This window comes from Pseudomonas sp. LF020, assembly GCF_053456425.1.
The window spans coordinates 81,561-102,728 of record NZ_JBRFIX010000010.1; the positions used below are offsets into that span (position 1 = coordinate 81,561).

Here is a 21,168-nt window from a genome sequence, read left to right on the forward strand (position 1 = left end):
GAGCGTCATGACTGAGCTGTCGCAAGTGTCGGTGACGGCACTCAAGGGTGTCGGCGAAGCCATGGCCGAGAAACTGGCCAAGGTCGGCCTGGAAAACCTCCAGGACGTGCTGTTTCACCTGCCGCTGCGTTATCAGGATCGCACCCGCGTGGTGCCGATCGGCCACTTGCGACCGGGCCAGGACGCGGTGGTCGAAGGCACCGTCAGCGGTGCCGACGTGGTCATGGGCCGGCGGCGCAGCCTCGTCGTGCGCATGCAGGATGGCACCGGTGGCCTGAGCCTGCGCTTCTACCATTTCAGCAATGCACAGAAAGAAGGCCTCAAGCGCGGCACGCGGATTCGCTGCTACGGCGAAGTGCGCCCCGGCGCCTCGGGGCTGGAAATCTACCACCCGGAATACCGCGCCATCACCGGTGACGAACCGCCGCCCGTGGATGAAACCCTGACCCCGGTCTACCCGCTCACCGAGGGCCTGACCCAACAGCGCCTGCGTCAGTTGTGCATGCAGACTCTGACGCTGCTAAAGCCGAACACCCTGCCCGACTGGTTGCCGACCGAACTGGCCCGCGACTACCAACTGGCGCCGCTGGCCGATGCGATCCGCTACCTGCACAACCCGCCCGCCGACGCCGACGTCGATGAGCTGGCCCTCGGTCATCACTGGGCGCAGCATCGGCTGGCCTTCGAGGAGCTGCTGACCCATCAACTGTCGCAGCAGCGTCTGCGCGAGAGCATGCGTTCGCTGCGCGCGCCGGCGATGCCGAAAGCGACGAAGTTGCCACCGAAATACCTCGCCAACCTCGGCTTCAACCCGACGGGTGCTCAGCAACGCGTCGGCAACGAAATCGCCTACGACCTCAGCCAGCACGAACCGATGCTGCGGTTGATTCAGGGCGACGTCGGCGCGGGCAAAACCGTGGTCGCCGCCCTCGCGGCGCTGCAAGCGCTGGAGGCCGGTTATCAGGTCGCACTGATGGCGCCGACCGAAATCCTTGCCGAGCAACACTTCATCACCTTCAAGCGCTGGCTCGAACCGCTGGGCATCGACGTCGCGTGGCTGGCCGGCAAGCTTAAAGGCAAAAACCGCGTCGCCGCGCTGGAACAAATCGCCAGCGGCACGCCGATGGTGGTCGGCACCCACGCGCTGTTTCAGGACGAAGTGCAATTCAAGAATCTGGCACTGGTGATCATTGACGAACAACACCGCTTCGGCGTGCAGCAACGTCTGGCGCTGCGGCAGAAAGGCGTCGGCGGGCGCATGTGCCCGCATCAATTGATCATGACCGCCACGCCGATCCCGCGCACGCTGGCGATGAGCGCCTACGCCGACCTCGACACCTCGATCCTCGACGAACTGCCGCCCGGTCGCACCCCGGTCAACACCGTGCTGGTCACCGACACCCGCCGCGTCGAAGTCATCGAACGGGTGCGCAGCGCCTGCGCCGAAGGGCGTCAGGCCTATTGGGTGTGCACGCTGATCGAAGAGTCGGAAGAGCTGACCTGTCAGGCCGCCGAAACCACGTTCGAAGACCTCACAGCCGCCCTCGGCGAGCTGAAAGTCGGACTGATTCACGGGCGCATGAAGCCTGCCGAGAAAGCCGCGGTCATGGCCGAATTCAAGGCCGGTAACCTGCAACTGCTGGTCGCCACCACGGTGATCGAAGTCGGTGTAGACGTGCCCAACGCCAGCCTGATGATCATCGAAAACCCCGAGCGCCTCGGCCTCGCGCAGTTGCACCAGTTGCGCGGTCGCGTCGGCCGGGGCAGCGCGGTCAGCCATTGCGTGCTGCTCTACCATCCGCCGCTGTCGCAGATCGGCCGTCAGCGCCTGGGCATCATGCGCGAGACCAACGACGGTTTCGTCATTGCCGAAAAAGACCTCGAACTGCGCGGCCCCGGCGAAATGCTCGGCACGCGTCAGACCGGCCTGCTGCAATTCAAGGTCGCCGACCTGATGCGCGACGCCGACCTGCTGCCTGCCGTACGCGATGCCGCGCAAGCGCTGCTGGAACGCTGGCCGACTCACGTCAGCCCATTGCTCGACCGCTGGCTGCGCCATGGGCAGCAATACGGCCAAGTGTGAGCACCGTCGCAGTTTGTGCAGGATCGTTCCGACAGAGCTGGTTATACTCCTGCCATTGTTTCAAAAACGGATACAGACCATGACTGACGCAGCTCTCGCCCCTGAACTTCCGCACGCGCCGTCTGTAATTCGGCTGCTGCTCGGCAAGCTGGGGATCGCCTACGAAGAAGTGCTCGACCACCACGGCCTCAACGCTTCGCGCAAGGTACAAGCCGTGTTGCTGGACGATGCCGTCGGCGCGCTGATGGTGCTGTTTCCGCAGAGCCAGTTGCTCGACCTCAACCGCCTCGCCGAACTCACTGGCCGGCGCCTGACTGCCGTGTCCACCGAGCGCCTGGAAAAGATGCTCGGCAAACACAGCCTGAGCCTGCTGCCGGGCCTGCCGGCGCTGACCAGTTCGCCGTGCCTCTACGAAGAAAGCCTGCTGCGCGAGCCGAAGCTCTTGATCAACTCCGGCGAGCCGGGCGTGCTGCTGGAAATCACCAGCGAAGCCTTCAAGACCATGCTGACCAAGGCCAGCGCCGCCAATTTCGGCGAAGCCCTGAGCAGCATCCGCCCGAACCTCGACCGCCCGGACGATGACCGCGAGGAAATCACCCAGGCCGTACAGGCGTTCACTGCACGCCGGATTCAGCAGCGTCTGGAAGCGACCATCGAGATTCCACCGCTGGCCGAGACCGCGCAAAAAATCATCAAGCTGCGCGTCGACCCCAACGCCACCATCGACGACATCACCGGCGTGGTCGAAACCGACCCGGCGCTGGCTGCACAAGTGGTGAGCTGGGCGGCGTCGCCGTACTACGCCTCGCCGGGCAAGATCCGTTCGGTGGAAGACGCGATCGTTCGCGTGCTCGGTTTCGATCTGGTGATCAACCTCGCCTTGGGTCTGGCCCTCGGCAAGACCCTGAGCCTGCCGAAAGACCACCCACAACACACCACGCCGTACTGGCAGCAGTCGATCTACACCGCCGCCGTCATCGAAGGCCTGACCCGCGCCATGCCGCGCGCCCAGCGCCCGGAAGCCGGCCTGACCTATCTGGCCGGTCTGCTGCACAACTTCGGCTACCTGCTGCTGGCCCACGTGTTCCCGCCGCACTTCTCGCTGATCTGCCGCCACCTGGAGGTCAACCCGCACCTGTGCCACAGCTACATCGAGCAACACCTGCTGGGCATCAGCCGCGAACAGATCGGCTCGTGGCTGATGCGCTACTGGGACATGCCCGATGAACTGGCCACCGCCCTGCGCTTCCAGCACGACCCAAGCTACGACGGCGCCTACGCCGAATACCCGAATCTCGTCTGCCTGGCCGTGCGCCTGCTGCGCAGCCGCGGCATCGGCTCCGGCCCAGACGAAGACATCCCCGACGCCCTGCTCGAACGCGTCGGCCTGACCCGCGACAAGGCCAACGACGTAGTCAGTAAAGTCCTCGAAGCCGAAGTCCTGCTGCGTGAGCTGGCTTCGCAATTCAGCCAGGCCTGAAAACTTCGCGAGCAAGCTCGCTCCCACAAGGTTTCGGTGACCTCCTGTGGGAGTGAGCTTGCTCGCGAAGAATCCACCTCGGTTTCCTGGATGTACTGAACCCTGTGGCGAGGGAGCTTGCTCCCGCTCGACTGCGCAGCAGTCGCAAACCAGCCAGCAGGGTGTGTCAGGCAAAACTCGGCTTTCAGGTTTTGGGGCCGCTCCGCAGCCCAGCGGGAGCAAGCTCCCTCGCCACAAAAGCTCTTCTCATCAAGACTCGGCTCAAGCCTTAGGCTTCGCCTTCCTCGGCTTCAAATACTTCATCAACCCCTGAAACCACATCACCAGCGCCGGATTCCCCTTCAGCTGAATCGACTTGTCCTGAATCCCCTGCATAAACGCCAACTGCTTGTTCTTCGCCTGCATCGTGGCAAAGGCATAACCCGCATCCTTGAACGCAATCGCAAACGCCGGCTCCGCCACCACCCCAGACTTGCTGGTAACGCGCTGATTCTTCACCACGAAATGCCGCGCCACTTTCCCGTCCAGCGTCTGCAACTGAAACACCAGATCCTTGTCACCCAACTGCTGCTGGAACGCAGGATTTGTCCGGCTGGCCTTCCCCATCAACAAACCCATCATCCACAGAAGAAAACGAAATTTCATGCGCACAGCCTCAAAAGGAAAATGAACGGCCGGGGCAGTGTAAGGGATTCAGACGATAACGCCACTATCGACCGCCATTGGAAGATGATGCAGCCCATTTCCCGCACGATGACCGCCAAGTCACACTTCTGCACCCACCGCCCTACACCTGTTGAAACACATCCCTGTAGGAGCTGCCGAAGGCTGCGATCTTTTGATCTTCCAGCCTGCAAACCTATGGGAAATTTCCTGCAAAGTGCCGCGATACCTATGAACTAGGCAGGTTGGCAGTTCGTCGATAGCCTCTGTGTGTCGCCGCAAAATCGGTGACTCGGACGTGCAAGTCCGGTTCAGGTGCACATTCGTTGATGGCATTTCGCCGAGCGTTTTCCTATGCTCGCGGATCGTTATGGCGGCTGTGCGTCGGAGACCTTCGGGTCTGCCGGCCACCTGGACCGGTCTTGCACACCAACGCACAGCTGCCACCTTTCGAAGTGCAAAGCGAATAGGTGTCGGCCTCACAACTCCAGGAAGCTGCACCATGATCAAACCAACACCCAATCCCCCCGAAACCCCAGACATATCGCCCTACGAATCACTGGAATCCAAGAAATTCCACGAAGCCGCCGAACGCGCCCTCGACCACCACTTCAAACCGCGCACTGAATCCCAACCCAAACGCGAAACCGGCCTCTTCAGCCTCTCCCCCGGCACCGACGCCGAAGCCCTCATGGCCAACGCCTCCGAAGACCTCCTGTCCATCAGCGCCATCGCCTGCGACCTCGCCGACGACCTCCACGGCTCCCGCCGCTCGGTAGCACTGGCCCTGAGCAGAATGGCGGACGGGGTGCGATTGATGGTGGAAGGGACGCTCGACCATATTGAAGTGCAGAACCTGGCAGCCAAGTCGTAGCGGGATTTGCGGATGAAAAAAGGGGACGTTAAGTCCCCTTTCTCAATGAACCCCGGCTCACCACTGACAGCCTGTTTCTGGCGTAGCGTCCATGGTGATGTCTTGATCGAATGAATACTTCTTACCGGATTTGTAGTTCGTGTAGGTCATCCCGTAGATTCGGGCACCTTGGCTGACCATTTCGTATTCGCCTGTCAGCGACCCTTCGGAAACCTCCACCCAGATTATCGTGAACTGAGAGGGGCGCCCCTCCTCCATGACTTCCTCTTCGACACTCCGGTAGACAAGAGGAATCGCCTTTGGGGACTTTGTGTACCTAACCCCCGCTCCACTCCACCGGGAGACCGTGTCGTAATAGGATCGAAACTCGAAATTGATGTTGTTGCCTTCCAACGAACGGAAGCAAGAAACCTCGGTAGTAACCTCACCGTGGGCAGTCAGCGGTATCAAAAGAAGCGCAGAAATAAACGCAGACGAAGATTTCAAACCGATCATTCCTTTAGCGGTTCATGGGTAATTGAAAGCGCACCCTCACCGCGCAGTAGGCGACGTCTTCACGCAACAGACGGCCAGCCATCTCACAATGCCCGTCTGCGTACCTCTTCCAAAGCGGATCATCGAACTCATCCCCTCCCAGTCGCTCAATCGCGGCCGCTAAATTTCTCTCACGATCGTTCCCCGCAATCGCAGATGCGGCTTTATAAAAGCCATCTAGCGTTAAGCCCGTCTGCAGAGCAATCAACTCTCCCAACCGGGCATTGGTCGTTTGCACCAGGCACCCAAGCCTCTCGATTGGCGCCTCAGCGCCCGGCAAAGTGGATTGATAAAGCTCCTCGCAAAACGACTCTTTGAAACGCACCCAGTTCTTTTGCACATCTCTCAGATGGCTCTGCTCCGCAGGAGCCAAACTCGTCAGCGCTTTTTTATATTGCTCGTTCAACACAGTGTCGACCTTCTCGAAGGTTTGCTGCCCGCAAATGATCAAGTCGGGGTTGGAAAAGCTGTCTGGATTACACACTTCTGCGGCAAGTGCCGCAGTAGAGGTTGCCAATGCCAAGCAGCAGAGAAGAATCGAAAATCCTTTCACGCTATAACTCCTTCGATACCAATATGCCCAATGCGCATTTATTGAGCGATTTTTCGGCGGTCCTGGACATACAGCCAGATCAACGGCGGCAATAGCACGAGCAACGCAAAACCATCGAGCCACAGATGCGACCAGACCTGCCGTTGCGCTGAAAGCCACATGTCCTGCGGCGCCCATAACAGGATGCCGGCGATCAACCATCCCCACACTGCTGGAGCTTTCAAGCGATTACCCAAGTGCACCAACGCAAGCATGTACAACGAATAGCTTTGCAGCGTCGCGCCAAACAGCGCGAGCCACCAGACTTGTTGTTCGTGGCCGGCGGCGGGAATTTCATCTGCGCCCCAGAATGCGAGTTCGAGGGTGTGCAGGTAGCCGTCGAGTAATCCAGCATGCCCGGCCCAGGTCAGGGTGAGACCGGCGAGTATGTGCGCCATTGCGGCTGCGTAAAGCCAGAGCACTAACGCTGGGCGGAGCGAGGTAGAGAGGGCTGGCATTCCGTGTCCTGAGCGCATTCCTTGGGGCGGGAAGTTTAAAGGAAAATCCCGGTCGTCAGATGCTCAAGTATTAAACGTTTGAGCGTGACGGACTCAGGCTCAACACGTGCGGAAGCGCATCAAATGTCACCCCGACCTTCAGATGCAGTGACTGGCTTTGATAGGCTGCGATCCCAATCGCTTCACGCTGTCAATGCTCGGCTGATCACCTTTGTCAGCCGCCATTTGATAACAGGCTAACGCTCGGGACATATCCTTCGTTCCCAACTCACCACCCTCAAAAGTAGAAGCCAGATAACTCATCGCGTCTGTGGAGCCCATGTTGATTGCTCGAATGACCTGCTCTTCTGCCTGCTTGGGGTGGAGGCAAGGACCGTCGTAATCGGTGGAGTTCCCCATACAAAAAAACGAGGCATAACCCAATGCACCACTCGGCGTCTTTGACGCGGCTTTGAACAACGCCTCAACTTTGCTGGTTTCCAGCTGGGACGCCATCTGCGAAAGGCTCAGTCTTGCCGCTGACTCGCTCGCCTCTGGATCACCCGACTCTGCTGCGCAGACATAATTTTCCAGAGACGCTTCAATCAACTCCACAATTAGACGGTACTGCTCAAGAAACCCTAACCCTCCTAAAGCCTCGGCACGTTGTTCGCAGAAGTTCTCGGCGCGGCTCATTCCGGGTTTACGTGTTGCGACAAGATCATTCTCGCTGATCGACCAGTCTTCGACGCCCTCAAGTACCCAACATGCCTGACGAGAGAAATTGAAGATTTTTACATTGCTGTTTCCCGCCCGCTTATCGACCACATTGACGTGACTGTCGTCGGCCTCTTCAATCTCAACTCCCGGTGTCTTGCCGGGTGTGATGGCGGCCATCAGCGGGTAGGTGAAGGAAGCTCCGCTGACGCCCGAGGTCGAAGGCTCAAAGGTACTACGGTCCTTACCTGCTACCGGCTTCAACACAAGCGACTTGACCGTCATCGCAGTGAGACGACGCTGTGATTCACTGCTGGCGGAAAACGCTGTCAGGAACGCAGAGAATTCCTCCGAAGGACAAGCGCCGTTGGCCGGCGCTGTCGAAGTGCTCTTATCGGATGCAAGAGCAGGGACGATCTTGTCCAGATACGCCGAGCGCTCACGGCTCATTCTGGCGATACACGAGTTAACCGCGAACACATGCGCCGGCATCCCCGTCTCGATCTCGAATGCCTCCAAAGGGCAGTTCGCATCGCGCAACTTCAGCCATGCACGTTGCGATTCTTTAACCTTCGCTGCGTACTCCGCTCCCAATGCCGGATCCGCTCGATAATCAGACTCAAGCCGCGCCATCAATTGCTTGTAGCTGAGGTTCAACTGCGTATCGGCAGCCTTCTTCGCCGCCTCCGAGCAGGGCACCATTTCCAGGCTTGAGGCTACATGGCTGCAGTCGTCCTGCGCATAGGCCGCTGAAACCGGCAGTAGTAGTGCGACCAACAGCGTAAAAACAAAGCGGTTCACTGTGTTCATCCTTGAGTCATTCAGGCTTTGCGCTCGGCGAGCCGGGGCCAAACCACGTTCACGCATAATAAAGAGTAGCCTGCCCTATTAAACGCAAAACATTGGCAGCCATCGCTATTTAGCGCCATTTATTTTCTTGATATAAGATTTTATCAACCCTGCATTAACATAAGGAAAATGTTGCTCCTCACCTTCTTGATATCCTTCCATCCCACTCAGATTCTTATCAAATCGGACAAGCTTATTCACAACCAATTTATTGTCCGCACTTTTTTCATACCCATAAACTTGATAAAGGGTCCCGTACGTTCCAATTCCTCTGCTCGTAATTTCCCAAGAAACCAAAACAAGCACATTTTTTTTACCCTTAACTGGATAAAAGAAAATCGACTCAATTTTTGGGTCTGACCCAGCCACATCGTATTTATCGACAAGACTTCTATTTTTTTTATTGTCGACCCCAACAACATCCAGGACCAGAGAAACAGGAAACTCCTCGCTCGTCGTCTGCAGGAATGATAATTCACCCCCATTTACGACGTCAGTTCTAAACGGCCCTTGGATTACCGTTCCCTGAAGATAGTCTACATCTTGCGCACTGCTGGAGTTTGCCAGAAGGAAAACAAAAGCAAACATAAATACACGGAGCATATAGAACGACCTCTTAGTTAATGTTCATAAGTGCAGCGAGTGCTTGAAACCTACTGTTCCTGTCCGCATATCCATTTTGGCCGCCATTCACCATTTGTGTTACGTCGACAACACTGCCTGTCTTGGCGACTTCGCACAATCTTGTGCCTCCCTGACCAGCTTTCGTGAACCAGAAGACAAAGGCGGACTCAACACCGTATTCGGTAGAGGAGATCAGAAGATCCGGATTTGCCACGAAATCCTGAATATCCGTAGGGTTCCGTTGATTATGCACGTTAGTAAACCGTTGATACTCCGACTTTCCCGTTACCTGCAACATGCCGCGTCCGCGATATCGGTAGCCGTCTCGACTAGCCTCATTACCGTTACCCATTCGATCCGCGTAGACGTAACTGGCAAGATTTTCAGCATTCATCGCGTAATGACTTGTTTCTGACCAAAGCTTGCTTCTCAACACACCAAAATCGCAGCTATCCGTTTGCTCATTATAGCCATTCACATTGTTTTGCCGTCGGCACCCATAGGTCTTCTTCATTTGCCGGGCACTATAATTCAAGCCCTCTTCAATAATCCTGAATTGACTTTCATGGCCGACTTGGGAAAGGAAATGCGCAATAGCTTTAGGTTGCTCAAGCTTATACGCCGCGGCATATTTATTGAGATACGGCAAAATACTCGAATGATGTGATTCAGCCCCTGCTGGGTTAGCGGCCCTAAGCATTTCCAAGGTAATCAGGTCTCGGGGCGCAGTGAAACTTCCAATAAGTGCAATCGGGTGAATATGCCGAACATTTGTATCACTGGTAATTCCATGCTGCCCGATAAGCTTGTCCCACCAACTCAACGTCTTAATTCTTGCTTTTTCTTCAATCCATTCATTGTGTGGCTCTGTTTCAGTGTGACCCATTAACTCATCCAGAGAATCCCATTTTTCTTGTTTGAATTGCCACTCGTTTTCATAGCGTGTAACCATCTGAGAAATCGGCTGAGCGAACCATGGTTTACTCAAAGCCTCTTTTATTTCCGAAGGCGTGAGTTTTTTATCGCCGTTTCTGTCTAGAATTTTGTAAAGATTTTGCTTTGTAGAACCTTCTTCGGCATTACCGATATTAGGCCGATAGTTAACTTGCTCCTCCTCACTAAGACTTTCCTGCGCATGAAGAAACGCGGCCAAATGATCCACATTACTCCCAGCTTCATCTATAAAACTAAAACCCTCCCACTCAAATGGTGAATGGCGTGACAACGCAGTATCCGGCTCTGCAAACCAACCGCTGATTTCATTCCCTTCGGCATCCCCCAGCAACCCATCCAGACGCCACCAAAGCGTATAGGTAGTGGTTCCACCCATCACAACAGGAACTTTTATCTTTTTTTCCGCGGGTAGCGCTTCCAATACTCCGACTGGGATAAAGAAGTCATAGCCAACCTTTTTGTGGGGATCGGTCACTTTCGGAGGATTTGTTGCGCTCATTCCTTGCGTGTGAGTAACCAACACACTGTCTTTTGGAATCTTTACGAGCGTTTTTCCAGCGGCAGGCATTCCCGCAGCTTTCTCTTTACTCAGTTCAGTAAATGCCTTTACGTCCTCGCAGCTGAACACCTCAACGTGCAACAGATTCTTGGGCGCCGAATCCGAATGGTTTTGATATTTGCCTACGTGACCGATCAGGCTCCCCGCCGTAATCGGGAATGGAGTCGCCAAAACATGTACCGAGTCCTTCTCGGCTGGCTCACTTTTGGCTTCAAGGTTCCCCTCCCAGACATACCCGAGCACTTCAGCAGGCGCCAGCGGAGGAATAGCACTCCCGCTGACAATCTCCAACAGTTTCTGGTACTTACCACGCGTCCCATCGTTCCCGATTCTGACTTGCGTGCCGTGGGGCAAAATGGCTTTTTCAGCGCCAGATCGGCTTGCAGAAGCGCGAACAACCAAACCTTTCTGAGGTGGGTTCATCGGGTCTTTTGCAGCGGCGCCAATGACGTAAGTGTTGGGTGTCGGGCCCGCCGTCATTTCTCTCTTGAAAACCCAGCCTGCTCCGGGTTGGAGATTGGTATTAGCCGGCGTGACGCTGACCACCTTGAGCCAACCGTTTTGCTCTTCCCCCGTCTCGACGACCGTACCGCGACTCAAAACCGTTAGCACGGTTGCGTACCCAGGCTTGCCACGCGGTTCCTGACGAACGCGCAAACCGAGGATTTCGTCGTCGGCCGTTGCTTTGACTTGCAACGTACCACCTCCCCAAAAGGACGGTCGCGATAATGCCGGAGTTTCCTCGTAGTTCTTCCACTGCAACAAATGCATGTAAAGGCTGAAAAAAATCAGGCTTGGACCAGGTGCTGACGGCGAAGCAGGCGATCCAGCAGGAGCTGGGGTCGCAGGTTGCACCGGCACTTCCAAACGATGCTTAACCAAAACAAAACCCGTCGAAAACTCGGCCTCAGCCGTACCGTAGGCGGATTTCGGGTACGTGCTATCAATGCGATAAGCGACTACTTCACCGTCAGCGATGCATTTGACTTCTGCCAGGTCCGGCACTAAACCCGAGGCTTCATCGAAATGAATACCACCATGCCAAAGACCATTGGCACCCAACGGGTAGAAACCATCTTTGGCCTTGGCTAAGGCCTTGTAGAACTGCTGCGGATCCGTCGTCCCTGCCGCTCCAACTTTTAATGGATACGACCATTTTTCTACTTTCTTGCTGGTTGTCTCTGTCATTACCAATTACCTGAATTCTGATCCCTGGTGGCTTGGATTGCCGTCAATGTCTTACCCGGAAAAATTGAGCATCCGCTTCGGCTTGCGTTTGATTTTCTCCTCAGACGAATTCCCCAACGCCTGATCCATCAAACTCCCCGCCTTATCCTTATCTGCCGCCCCCGGCAGTACCGGCGGTTTAATCCCGATCCCAGTCCCACTCCCCGGCGAGCCACCGGCATTAATCTTCACCACCGGCCCAACCACCGTCACCCCACCACCATCGAGCTTGATAAAGCTCCCACCCCCAAGAATGGTCAGCTCCGTCCCCGCCTCAATAACAATCTTGTCCCCAGCCTTGAGGTGAATCTCTTTGCCCACGCTGGTCAGTTGCGCCGTGCCCAGCTTCACATGCTGGTTCTGCCCAACCGTGAGGTGATCATCCAGCTTCGCTTCAATCTTGCGATCGCTGATGGTGGTGCGGTGTTCTTCGGCCTTCAGCTCGGTGTAAGTGTTCTTCACTACAGTGTCGTGGCGTTCATTGCCGACACGAATCTTCTGGTCGTGCTCGATGTTTTCGTCCCAATCACGCTGGGCGTGGATGTAGATCTGCTCCGCGCCTTTTTTGTCTTCGATGCGCAGTTCGTTGTAGCCACCGCCGCCCGGGGAGCTGAGGGTTTTGAAGACGCTGCGGGTTTTGTTTGCCGGCAAGGCGTACGGCACCGGGTTTTCCTTGTGGTACAGGCAGCCGGTGACGAGGGGTTGGTCGGGGTCGCCTTCGAGGAAGGTGACGAGGACTTCCATGCCGATGCGCGGAATGCTGATCGCGCCGTAGCGGTCGCCGGCCCAGGAGCTGGAGACGCGCAGCCAGCAGCTGGTTTTGTCGTCGGCCAGGCCTTCGCGGTCCCAGTGGAATTGCACTTTGATGCGGCCATATTGGTCGCAGTGGATTTCTTCGCCTTTGGGGCCGGTGACCATGGCGGTCTGGCTGCCGAGCACGCGCGGTTTCGGGTGTTCGAGGGCCGGGCGGTAGAACACGTCCCACGGGGTGGCGAGGAAGGTGTTGCGGTAGCCCTGGTGGAAGTCGTCCTTGTTGTCGGTGGTGTCGCTGGTCACGCCTTCTTCGAGGACTTGCGGCTGTTTGCCTTCGTGGAAGATTTCGGTGAGCAGCCACAGGTCGTTCCACTCGCTGCGCGGGTGGTCGGACATGGCCATGAAGTGGCCGCTGACCAGTTTGGTCTGGTCGCCGCGACCTTCGGCCTGGCGGTAGTCGGCGCGGTGGCGTTCGAGGGCGCGCTGGCTGAGGAACTTGCCGCGCGCGCGGTCGATGAAGCGGCCCGGGTAGTCGTAGTCTTCGAGATCCGGTTCAGTGCTCTCGCCATCCGGCTTGTAAGCCGCTTCCATCTGCAGGCGCGGTTTTTCGAAGTCGTAGTCGCGACGCGTGGTGCGGCTGGTGCGGGTTTCCAGACGCAGTTTGAAGCCTTTGATCACCGGCTCTTCGGCGACCATGCCGCTGCCCTGTATGTAAGCAGTCGGCTGGCCGAGGTCGGGGAACACCGTTTGGTCGTCGCCGAACACCAGCAGGTGAGCCTTTTCGCTGTGCTGGAAGTGGTAGTGAATACCCTCCTCTTCGCACAGGCGCTGAACAAAGTGCAGATCGGTTTCGTCGTACTGCACGCAGTAGTCGCGATCCGGGCACGGCTGGCTCAGCTGGAAGCTGTAGGCGTTACCCTTGATCCCGTGTTCGTCGAGGATCAGCGCGATGATTTTCGGCGCCGACATCTGCTGGTAAATGCGCTGGTTGGTGCGGTGATGCAGGTATTGCAGTTGCGGCACCAGCGAGACCTTGTAGCGGGTCAGGCGCTTGCCGGCATCGCCCTGGGCGACGCGGTAGATCTGGCCGTGGATGCCCGAGCCCTGTGGATCGAACGCGAGAAACGCCTGCTTGTGCAGGAGTTTTTCCAGGTCCAGATCGGGGTTTTCGCTGACCAGTTCGAGGTCGAAACGAAACGGCTGGCTGATGCCTTCGGTGCCGGTGAACGACAGCACTTGCAGGTCGCCCACGTAGTCTTCGACCTTGAGGCTGAAGTGGGTTTCGTTAGCTGGGTTGAACATAAAGCGCTCCCTGTTCGAATGTCGTCCGTTACGCCCGAAGTCGCAACCGTTGCAGCCAGGACGAAGTGGCGCCCAAGGCGTCACGCAATTGATCGGCAGTGATGGTGCGTTCTGCCGCATTGAAGCTCAGCGCGGTTCGCAGCGCTGGCCAGCCGTGTTTCGGCAGGTTCGCCGGGGCTTGCAGCTCGCGCTCCAGGTGATCGTCGCGGGCCTGGGTCGAGGGCAAGCGGCGGAACGGGTGTTTGCCGCTCGCCAGTTCATAGATCACGCAGGCCACGCCGTACACGTCCGCGCTGGCCGACAACGGTTGGCCCTCAAGCAGTTCGGGGGCGGCGTAGCCCGGGGTCCAGGCGTTGAAACGCTCGCGGCTCAGGTGCGGCAGGCCGGGCAACACGCCCTCGTCTGCCTGGCCGAGACCGAAGTCGAACAGGCGCAGGCCGTCTTCGCTGAGCATGACGTTGCTCGGTTTCATGTCACCGTGCAGCACGCCGCGACGGTGGGCGTAGGCCAGCGTATCGAGCAGCGGCAGCGCGATGTCGCGCGTTTCTTTCCACGGCAGGCCGAGGGGCCGCTCGCAGAGCAGTTTGTCCAGGGTCAGGCCACGCATGTATTCCATGGTGATGAAGGCCCGCTGGCAGTCGGTATCGACTTCAAAAGTGTGCGCACGCACGACGTTGTCGTGGCGCAGGCGTCGGGTCAGGGCGAACTCGCTGTAGAGCAAGGCACTGGCGTCCGGCGATTCGGCAAATTCTTCGCTGAGGATTTTCAGCGCAATGTAAGGGTCGGGATCGCCGAACTGCTCGTGCAGCAGATCTCGCGCCCGGTAAACGGCGCCCATGCCGCCCGCCCCGAGCAGACGCTCGAGGTGGTAGCGGCCGGCGAGTACGTCCGGCAATGCACCGATGCTGGCCTTGGTCGGCGCCAGCAACGGCTCGGCGTTGTTTGCCTTGGCGAAGGCGAAGTAGGTCAGGTTGCTGGCCTGCTCTTCGCTCATCAGCAAGTCATCGACTGAGGATTCGATTTCAGTCATTGGCGGATCACCACGGCAGTCAGGTTGTCCCGGGCGGCGCCACGCAGGGCGCCGTCGAACAGACGTTCCAGCGCCACATGCGGCGCGCTGAGGCTGAGGGCGTTGCCAAGGGCATCGCTGCTCAGGCCCTGATACAAACCATCGCTGCACAGCAAAAACGCATCGCCCGGATAAACCTTGAGTTCGAGGACATCCAGGGTCAGCTGTTCGGCGGCGCCGACGGCTCGGGTCAACGCCTGAGCCGCCGGGTGCGCTGCGGCCTGTTCGACGCTCATCTGTTGCTCGTCGATCAGTTGCTGTTGCAGCGAATGGTCCTTGGACAGCTGATACAGCCGCTGCCCACGCCACATGTAGCAACGGCTGTCACCGGCCCAGATGCAGGCCGCGCGATTGCCTTCCACCAGCAGCGCCACGACGGTGCTGCCCATGATGCTGTCGTGACGCCCGGCGGTGACCGTCAATTCCTGCCCCAAACGCCGGTTCAGCCAGTGCAGGCACTGGCGGATGGCTTTGAGGCGTTCGTCGAAGTCCTCGTGTTGCGGCAGTTCAGCCAGGCTGGCGACGATCAACTGGCTGGCGATGTCGCCACCCTGATGACCGCCCATGCCGTCCGCGACCACCCACAGCCCCTGCTGCGGATTGTCGAGGAAGGCATCTTCGTTGCGCGCCCGCACCTTGCCCGGGTCGGTACGCGCCGCGCTGCGCCAGGGACTGGCCACCAGCATCAGAGCTGCACCGGCATACGGAAGGTACGCAGCACGCCCATGTCGAACGGGTTCGGCGTGCGCTGGCTGGTCAGCAGGTAGTTGGCACGCAGGCCACCCACGTCGGCTTTCAGCACCAGCACGTCGCGACCGGTCAGGTACTCGGTCTGCATCAAATCGAACAGACGGAACAGCGACCATGGGCCGGAGTTCTTCTCGATGCCGATCGGACGCCCCGCCATCTTGTCCATCACCAGGCTGGTGCGACCGTCTTCAGCATCGGTCGGCCACTTGAACGTCATCGGCAGGATCGGACCGTGGCGGTATTCCATGGTCTTGTCGCCGAACTTGAACTCGGAACGGCTGACGGCCGGGTCGAGGGTGTACGGCTCCAGTTTGAACTGCACGGTCGGCTCGGCCGGGTTGATCGAGAAGAAGCTCTGACGAATGGTCAGGGCTGCTGCCATCTGGTCGAGGTACATCTTCGATACCGGCAGGCTGTGACCGTCGACGCTGCGCATCCGGTAGTTGCCCGGATCACCACTGACGAACGGACGCATGTAGCTGTCGAAGAAGCGGTCGACGGTGCCTTGAGCGCGGAAGAACTCACGGAAGTCGCTGATCGCCACGTCGCTGGTGCTGCTGGCGCTGAACGGATAGCGCTTGCTGATGGTTTTGCCATACACGCTGTACAGCTCGTTCTGATAACGGCCGTTCAGGTATTGGTAAGCGTCGTTGAGCACCAGGCGCCACGAGTCTTCAGCCAGCACGTTGAACCACACGCTCAGCGGACGCGGCAGGCGACCCGAGGCCGCACGCAGGTTGGTCAGCGCATCACGCTGGCCGCTCATGCGGGTTTTCGCCATTTCGAACGCGGCTTGTTCCGGCGTGCTGGAACGGGCCAGACCGGACAGTTGCAGCTGCAGGTCGTTGAGCGCGCTGATGGCCGGGGTCAGGTCTGCGGCCGGGCCGTTGTTGTCATCGAGCAAACGATGCAGCGGTTCGAAGCGGCGTTGCAGCGACTTCTTCGCGGTGTCCGGCAGGCTTTTCGCCACGGCCATCGCCGAAGCCTTGTCCGCCACGGCAGACGCCAGTTTGCCGACCTTGCCCAGTTTGCCCTTCTGCCCTGCCAGTGCATCGGCAGCATCACCGGCTTCATCCACCGGATCGGCAGCCGCCGGGAAGCGCGTGTTCTCGCGTACTTCAGTGAGCAACGCCAGCACCGGCGAGTTGGCCGAAGTCAGGCCCGCCAGTTGCTCGGCGCCTTCACCGGCGTCGCTGATCGGCGGCAAGGCCACCTGGCCAACGGCCTCGCTCCAGTAGTTGGCGTAGTCGCGGAAGTACAGTTGCTCCAGCTCGACCATCAGACGACGCAAGTCCATGTCGCTGATGCCCGCGCCTTCGCCCAGCACCCAGTTGTCACGCAGGATGTCGGTGACCAGCGCCGAACCCTGCACCGAGAAGTACTGCTGATAACCCTGCTGGGTGTAGAACCCCGGGATCACGTATTCGGTGCCGATGAACAGCGAGCCCTGCGGGCCGAGGTGTTGGCTGAAACGGTACTCCGGCAGGTTGCGCGCTTGCTCGCGGAGCATGCGATAAACCACGGTGGCCAGCGATTCGGCACGCAGCACCTGACGTGCCTGAGTCACCAGCTGATCGTTCAGCGGGTAGATGAACGGCTGCTTCAGCAGGCGCTCGAGGTGGGTGTTCAAGCCGTTCTGCACCGCGGTGTTGCCGGTGTAGCGCTGAGACCAGTCAGTGGCGACCCAGTCCTTGAGCCACACCGCGTCACGACGGTCTTTCATGTTCAGCATCAGGTACGCACGCAGGCTGTTGAGCAGCTTGTCGCGGTCCTTCATGTTGGCGCGGATCTGCCCTTCGAGCATTGTCGCGACCCGTGGCAGCAATTGCGCTTCGAGCTCGTGCTCGTAGGCTTGCCTGACCACCGGATTGACGTCTTCGCCCTGATACAGACCGCCACGCTCGTGGTACGAGACGTCGCCCTTCTTCGGGAACACCTGAGTCGCGGCATAGCTGGTGTCGAGGGTTTTCAGCACGCCCATTGCATCATCACGCGGGGTCAGCGCCGAACGCTGCTGAGTCCAGTTCTGCGCCAGTGTGCGCAGGTTTTCCAGACGCTCATAGTTGGCCGAGAAACCACCGGCCCAGAGCATGCCGAACAGCGCCAGTGCCGCCAGTGCGCCGACGTACAACGCACGCTGGCCCCAATGGATGCGGCTGCGCTCGCGCTTGTCGAGGCCGGCCAGATCCGACTCGGGGAAAATCACTCGACTGAACAGATGATGGATGAAGCGCGAACGGCCACTGCGCAGGGTCGGCAGCACGCCTGCACTCATGCCGAGGCTGGCGCCGATGCCGGCGGTGGTCGCGTCCATTTCCTGCGTCAGGTGCGGAGCACTGGTCAGGTAGAAACCACGCAGCAGCGACGCGCGCTGGTAGCGGTTGCCAGTGAACGCCATGTCGACGAACAGGCACAGACGCTCGCCGATCTGCCCCAGTTGATGCGGGAAGTCGAGGATGCGGCCACGGCGCTGGGTATCGCGCTCGGAGTGCATGCGCATGATCACCTGATTGTTCAGGCGTCGCAGCAGCTCTTCGAACTCGCCGCGCAGTACCGCGACGTCGGTGCCGACCTGATCCTTGCGGAAACTGGTACCCAGCACCTGATCGCTTTCTTCGCGGGTCAGTTGATCGAAGAACTCGTCGAAACCGAGCAGCTTGTCAGCCTTGCTCAGCACCAGATACACCGGCACATCGACGTGCAGTTTCTGATAGACGTCTTGCAGACGACCGCGCACCTGGCGCGCCAGGGTGTCGATGTCCTGCTCGCTGCCACCGATCAGGGATTCCACCGGAATGGTCACCAGCACACCGTTCAACGGACGCCCGCGACGACGCTTGCGCAGCAACTCGAGCAAGGTGGTCCAGGCACTGCCGTCGACTTCCGCGTCCGGCTGGGTGGTGTAACGTCCGGCGGTGTCGATCAGCACACCGTGATCGGCGAAGTACCAGTCGCAATGACGGGTGCCGAGGGTGTCGCGGGTCAGCTTGCGGTCGATCTTGTTGATCGGGAATTCCAGCCCGGAGAAGTCCAGCAGGCTGGTCTTGCCGGAAGCCTGCGGACCGATCAGCAGATACCACGGCAAATCGTTGCGCCAGCGTTCGCTGCGGCCGCGATACAGGCTCGAAGTCTTCAGGGTTTTCAGCGCGTCCTTGAAGCGCGCCTTCAACTCTTTCTGCTCTTCTTCGATCAGCTCGTCACGACGGATGCGATCCTGGCCATCTTCGGTTTCTTCGACGGCTTTCTTGCGGATGCCCGCGCGCCAGCTGACGAAGACCATGGTCAGGCCCCAGATCAGGAACAGCACGGCGATGGTCAGCAGACGCGAGGTCGCGCTTTCCCAGAACTTGTAGTCATCCACCGCCAACAACGGGCCGACGAACCACACCAGCAGCGCCACGAACAGCACCAGCAGCAAGGTCCAGACCCAGGTCTGGCGCAGGAAGGCGCCGACTTTCTTGAAAAACTTTTTCATCACACGTCCCTGTTACGGCTGCGACTGCGGTTGAACCGCGGCCGGATCAAGCGGCTGATAAGGTTGCAGAACGGTGTCGCGCTGCTCGCCCAGGACCCAGGCGAAGCCCGAATACATGACCACCAGGCAGACCAACGTGAACAGCACCACCATCCACGCCGGCACGATGCGCACCAGGTTGCGGCGCTGGTCGTTGAGGCCTTCCCAGTGCGGCGACAACTCGCGCGGCACGTCGCCACGCAACTGACGGATCTGCCGGTACAGGGCGTCGCGGATGCCTTCAAGCTCGAGCATGCCACGCGCCTGCACGCGGTACTTGCCTTCGAAACCGAGGGACAGGCACAGGTACATCAGCTCAAGCATCGGCAGGTGCTTGACCGGGTTCTTCGACAGCCGATCAAGCAGCTGGAAGAACTTCTCGCCACCGAACGTCTCGTTGTGGAAGCTGCTGAGCAGGCTCATCTGCGACCACTCGCTTTCGTTGCCCCACGGCGTGGTCACCACAGCTTCGTCGACCACGGTGCAAAGCACGTAACGCGCGGCCATCACCTGGCTGCTTTCGGCGCCGTTGTGCAACGCGCGCACTTCAAACAGCTTGAGCCCGGCGGTCAGGCGCTCGTTGAGCGCGTAGAGGTCTTCGCGGGTTTCACTGTGCTTGAGGCGCACCACTTCCGAGAGCAGTTCGGACGACGCCGCCACCAGCGAATTGAGGCTGATGTTGAACGCCTCCGCCGGGCGCAGGCGCGCGGCGTAGATCATCCGTTCTTCCAGTTGCTCGAAGCGCGGCGGCGCGGCGAAGTCGGTCAGCGGACTGGCTGCCGGTCCGTGGCCCTGACGATCGAGCAGGACGGTTTTGTCGTCCTGGTTGTAATCCGTTTCCTTGATCATGTCGGTCAGTTCCTGATGGCCCAGAATTTCAGTTCAAGCTCGGCGAATTCGCCGGACACGTGGAACGCGAAGCCGCCGGAGCGCTCGAGTTGCGCCAGGTCTTCGGAACTGAGTTCGAGGATGAAGTAGGTTTTGTTCGAGTGGAACGCGATCTGCCGCGGGGCCACCGGCAACGGTTTGACCTTGATCCCCGGCAAGTGCAGGTTGACCAGTTGGCGGATGCGCTCCACCGGGCCGACCTTGAGGTGCGCCGGCAAGCGGTGGCGCAGTTCTTCGGAGTCGCAGTTGGCACTCGCCGCCAGCACGAACGATGCCGAGCCGAGCAGTTTGTGGTCGTGCAACGGCGACACGATGATGCCGTACTGACGCGCTTGCAGGATCAGTTCGATGGCGTGCTGTTCGAGCACCATCGACAGCACCTGACGAATCGCTTCCATCAGTTTGCGGAAGCTCGCGCCCTGATCGGCGTGGGAATAGCGGCTGTCCAGACGCGGGCGCTTGCTGTCGCTGGAGAAGGTCGCCAGATCGCCAAGCATGGTCAGCAGCGTGCGGTACAACTCTTCCGGGTGCACCTGCTCCAGACCGAGGTAGTGGCGCAGCAGCAGTTCGGTACGGTTGATCAGTTGCAGCATCATGAAGTCGCCGACTTCCGCACCGCCGACCTTGCCGTTGGAGCGAATCCGCTCGGCAATCGTGTCGCCCCGGTGGTTGAGCATGCTGATGACTTCTTTGAGGCACGACAGCAGATAGCTGGACGCGTGGGCCTGGATGTAGGTCGGCACGAAATCCGGGTCGAGGCTGATCACCCCGTCCGGCGTGGTGTCGAGCACGTCGCAGATCTTCAGCTTCACGTAGGCCTGATCGCTCTGCTGCTCGCCGAGCAACAGTTTGAAATCCGGGCGACCACAGCTGACCTGGCTGGCGGAATCATCGCCGGCGTTGGAGTCGGCCACTTCGGCGTCGTACGCGGTGTAACGCGCGAGCACATCGGACTGCTCCGGACGGCGTGCCTCGATGTGGTTACCGGTGACCAACGGCAGCGCCAGGTAAATCGGCGTGTTACCGGTGTTCGGCGGTACGTCCAGCGCCAGCGGCTCGGTGTTGCCGCCGAGTTCGAACAGGCTGCCGTCCGGCAGGATCCCCGAGGCGGCACTGATCACCAGTTTGCCCATGTTGAGGAACTGCAGGTCGATCTCCAGATTGAGGAAACCCCAGGTGTAGCCACCCAGCAACTGAGTGCGGGTTTTCATCTGGTGATCGTAATAGCGATCGTTGTGCTGGAAGTGCTGCGGCCGCAGCAACATGCCTTCCTGCCAAATGACTTTATGGGTATTCATG

The 21,168-nt window shown here is 59.1% G+C and carries 16 protein-coding genes; 3 read left to right on the top strand and 13 right to left on the bottom strand.

All coding sequences use genetic code 11. The annotated features are described in order from the left end of the window. Positions 1-7 precede the first annotated feature (7 nt). Together recG and ACU680_RS22420 are read left to right on the top strand one after the other, a co-directional pair. Positions 8-2,083: an ATP-dependent DNA helicase RecG gene (gene recG, locus ACU680_RS22415; RefSeq protein WP_041071570.1), complete on the top strand. Its 2,076-nt coding sequence runs from the start codon at positions 8-10 to the stop codon at positions 2,081-2,083. A 79-nt stretch (positions 2,084-2,162) separates the two neighbouring features. After that, positions 2,163-3,563, top strand: a complete 1,401-nt coding sequence (locus tag ACU680_RS22420) for an aminoacyl-tRNA deacylase and HDOD domain-containing protein (RefSeq protein ID WP_007962347.1) — start codon at positions 2,163-2,165, stop codon at positions 3,561-3,563. A gap of 261 nt (positions 3,564-3,824) precedes the next feature. Here the strand turns inward: ACU680_RS22420 and ACU680_RS22425 are convergent, their stop codons facing one another. Further along, a complete protein-coding gene (locus tag ACU680_RS22425; RefSeq protein ID WP_003229522.1) occupies positions 3,825-4,208 on the bottom strand; it encodes a helicase in 384 nt (127 codons plus the stop codon). A gap of 520 nt (positions 4,209-4,728) precedes the next feature. On the opposite strand from ACU680_RS22425, the gene ACU680_RS22430 reads away from it, so the two are divergent. Continuing rightward, a complete protein-coding gene (locus ACU680_RS22430; protein ID WP_448180546.1) occupies positions 4,729-5,100 on the top strand; it encodes a DUF6124 family protein in 372 nt (123 codons plus the stop codon). Between the two features lie 57 nt (positions 5,101-5,157). On the opposite strand, the gene ACU680_RS22435 is transcribed toward ACU680_RS22430, so the two are convergent. From ACU680_RS22435 to tssK, 12 genes are all read right to left on the bottom strand, one after another. Further along, positions 5,158-5,586, bottom strand: coding sequence for a hypothetical protein (locus ACU680_RS22435; protein ID WP_400764585.1), 429 nt, complete (start codon positions 5,584-5,586; stop codon positions 5,158-5,160). Positions 5,587-5,599: 13 nt separating this feature from the next. Continuing rightward, positions 5,600-6,187, bottom strand: coding sequence for a lysozyme inhibitor LprI family protein (locus ACU680_RS22440; RefSeq protein ID WP_400764586.1), 588 nt, complete (start codon positions 6,185-6,187; stop codon positions 5,600-5,602). A 38-nt stretch (positions 6,188-6,225) separates the two neighbouring features. Continuing rightward, on the bottom strand, positions 6,226-6,684 hold the full coding sequence (locus tag ACU680_RS22445; RefSeq protein ID WP_400764587.1) for a cell division protein: 459 nt from the start codon (positions 6,682-6,684) through the stop codon (positions 6,226-6,228). A 138-nt stretch (positions 6,685-6,822) separates the two neighbouring features. Beyond that, positions 6,823-8,181, bottom strand: a complete 1,359-nt coding sequence (locus ACU680_RS22450) for a lysozyme inhibitor LprI family protein (RefSeq protein WP_448180584.1) — start codon at positions 8,179-8,181, stop codon at positions 6,823-6,825. A 114-nt stretch (positions 8,182-8,295) separates the two neighbouring features. Beyond that, positions 8,296-8,832 carry a hypothetical protein gene (locus ACU680_RS22455; protein WP_103521970.1) on the bottom strand — a complete coding sequence of 179 codons (537 nt, stop codon included), beginning with the start codon at positions 8,830-8,832 and terminating at the stop codon, positions 8,296-8,298. A gap of 13 nt (positions 8,833-8,845) precedes the next feature. Then, complete coding sequence (locus tag ACU680_RS22460; protein ID WP_448180547.1) at positions 8,846-11,554, bottom strand: hypothetical protein; 2,709 nt, start codon at positions 11,552-11,554, stop codon at positions 8,846-8,848. A gap of 51 nt (positions 11,555-11,605) precedes the next feature. Next, positions 11,606-13,648: a type VI secretion system Vgr family protein gene (locus tag ACU680_RS22465; RefSeq protein ID WP_448180548.1), complete on the bottom strand. Its 2,043-nt coding sequence runs from the start codon at positions 13,646-13,648 to the stop codon at positions 11,606-11,608. 28 nt (positions 13,649-13,676) lie between these two features. Continuing rightward, positions 13,677-14,678, bottom strand: coding sequence for a serine/threonine-protein kinase (locus ACU680_RS22470; protein ID WP_448180549.1), 1,002 nt, complete (start codon positions 14,676-14,678; stop codon positions 13,677-13,679). Then, complete coding sequence (locus ACU680_RS22475; protein ID WP_448180550.1) at positions 14,675-15,403, bottom strand: PP2C family protein-serine/threonine phosphatase; 729 nt, start codon at positions 15,401-15,403, stop codon at positions 14,675-14,677. Before ACU680_RS22475 ends, ACU680_RS22470 begins: the two co-directional genes overlap by 4 nt. After that, positions 15,403-18,942 carry a type VI secretion system membrane subunit TssM gene (tssM, locus tag ACU680_RS22480; protein ID WP_097089475.1) on the bottom strand — a complete coding sequence of 1,180 codons (3,540 nt, stop codon included), beginning with the start codon at positions 18,940-18,942 and terminating at the stop codon, positions 15,403-15,405. The genes ACU680_RS22475 and tssM overlap by 1 nt, the downstream gene beginning before the upstream one ends. A 12-nt stretch (positions 18,943-18,954) precedes the next feature. Then, positions 18,955-19,830 (bottom strand): type IVB secretion system protein IcmH/DotU, encoded by an 876-nt coding sequence (gene icmH / locus ACU680_RS22485; RefSeq protein ID WP_003229559.1) that lies wholly within the window; start codon positions 19,828-19,830, stop codon positions 18,955-18,957. Positions 19,831-19,835: 5 nt separating this feature from the next. Further along, positions 19,836-21,167, bottom strand: a complete 1,332-nt coding sequence (gene tssK, locus ACU680_RS22490) for a type VI secretion system baseplate subunit TssK (protein ID WP_007962327.1) — start codon at positions 21,165-21,167, stop codon at positions 19,836-19,838. Position 21,168: the final 1 nt, after the last annotated feature.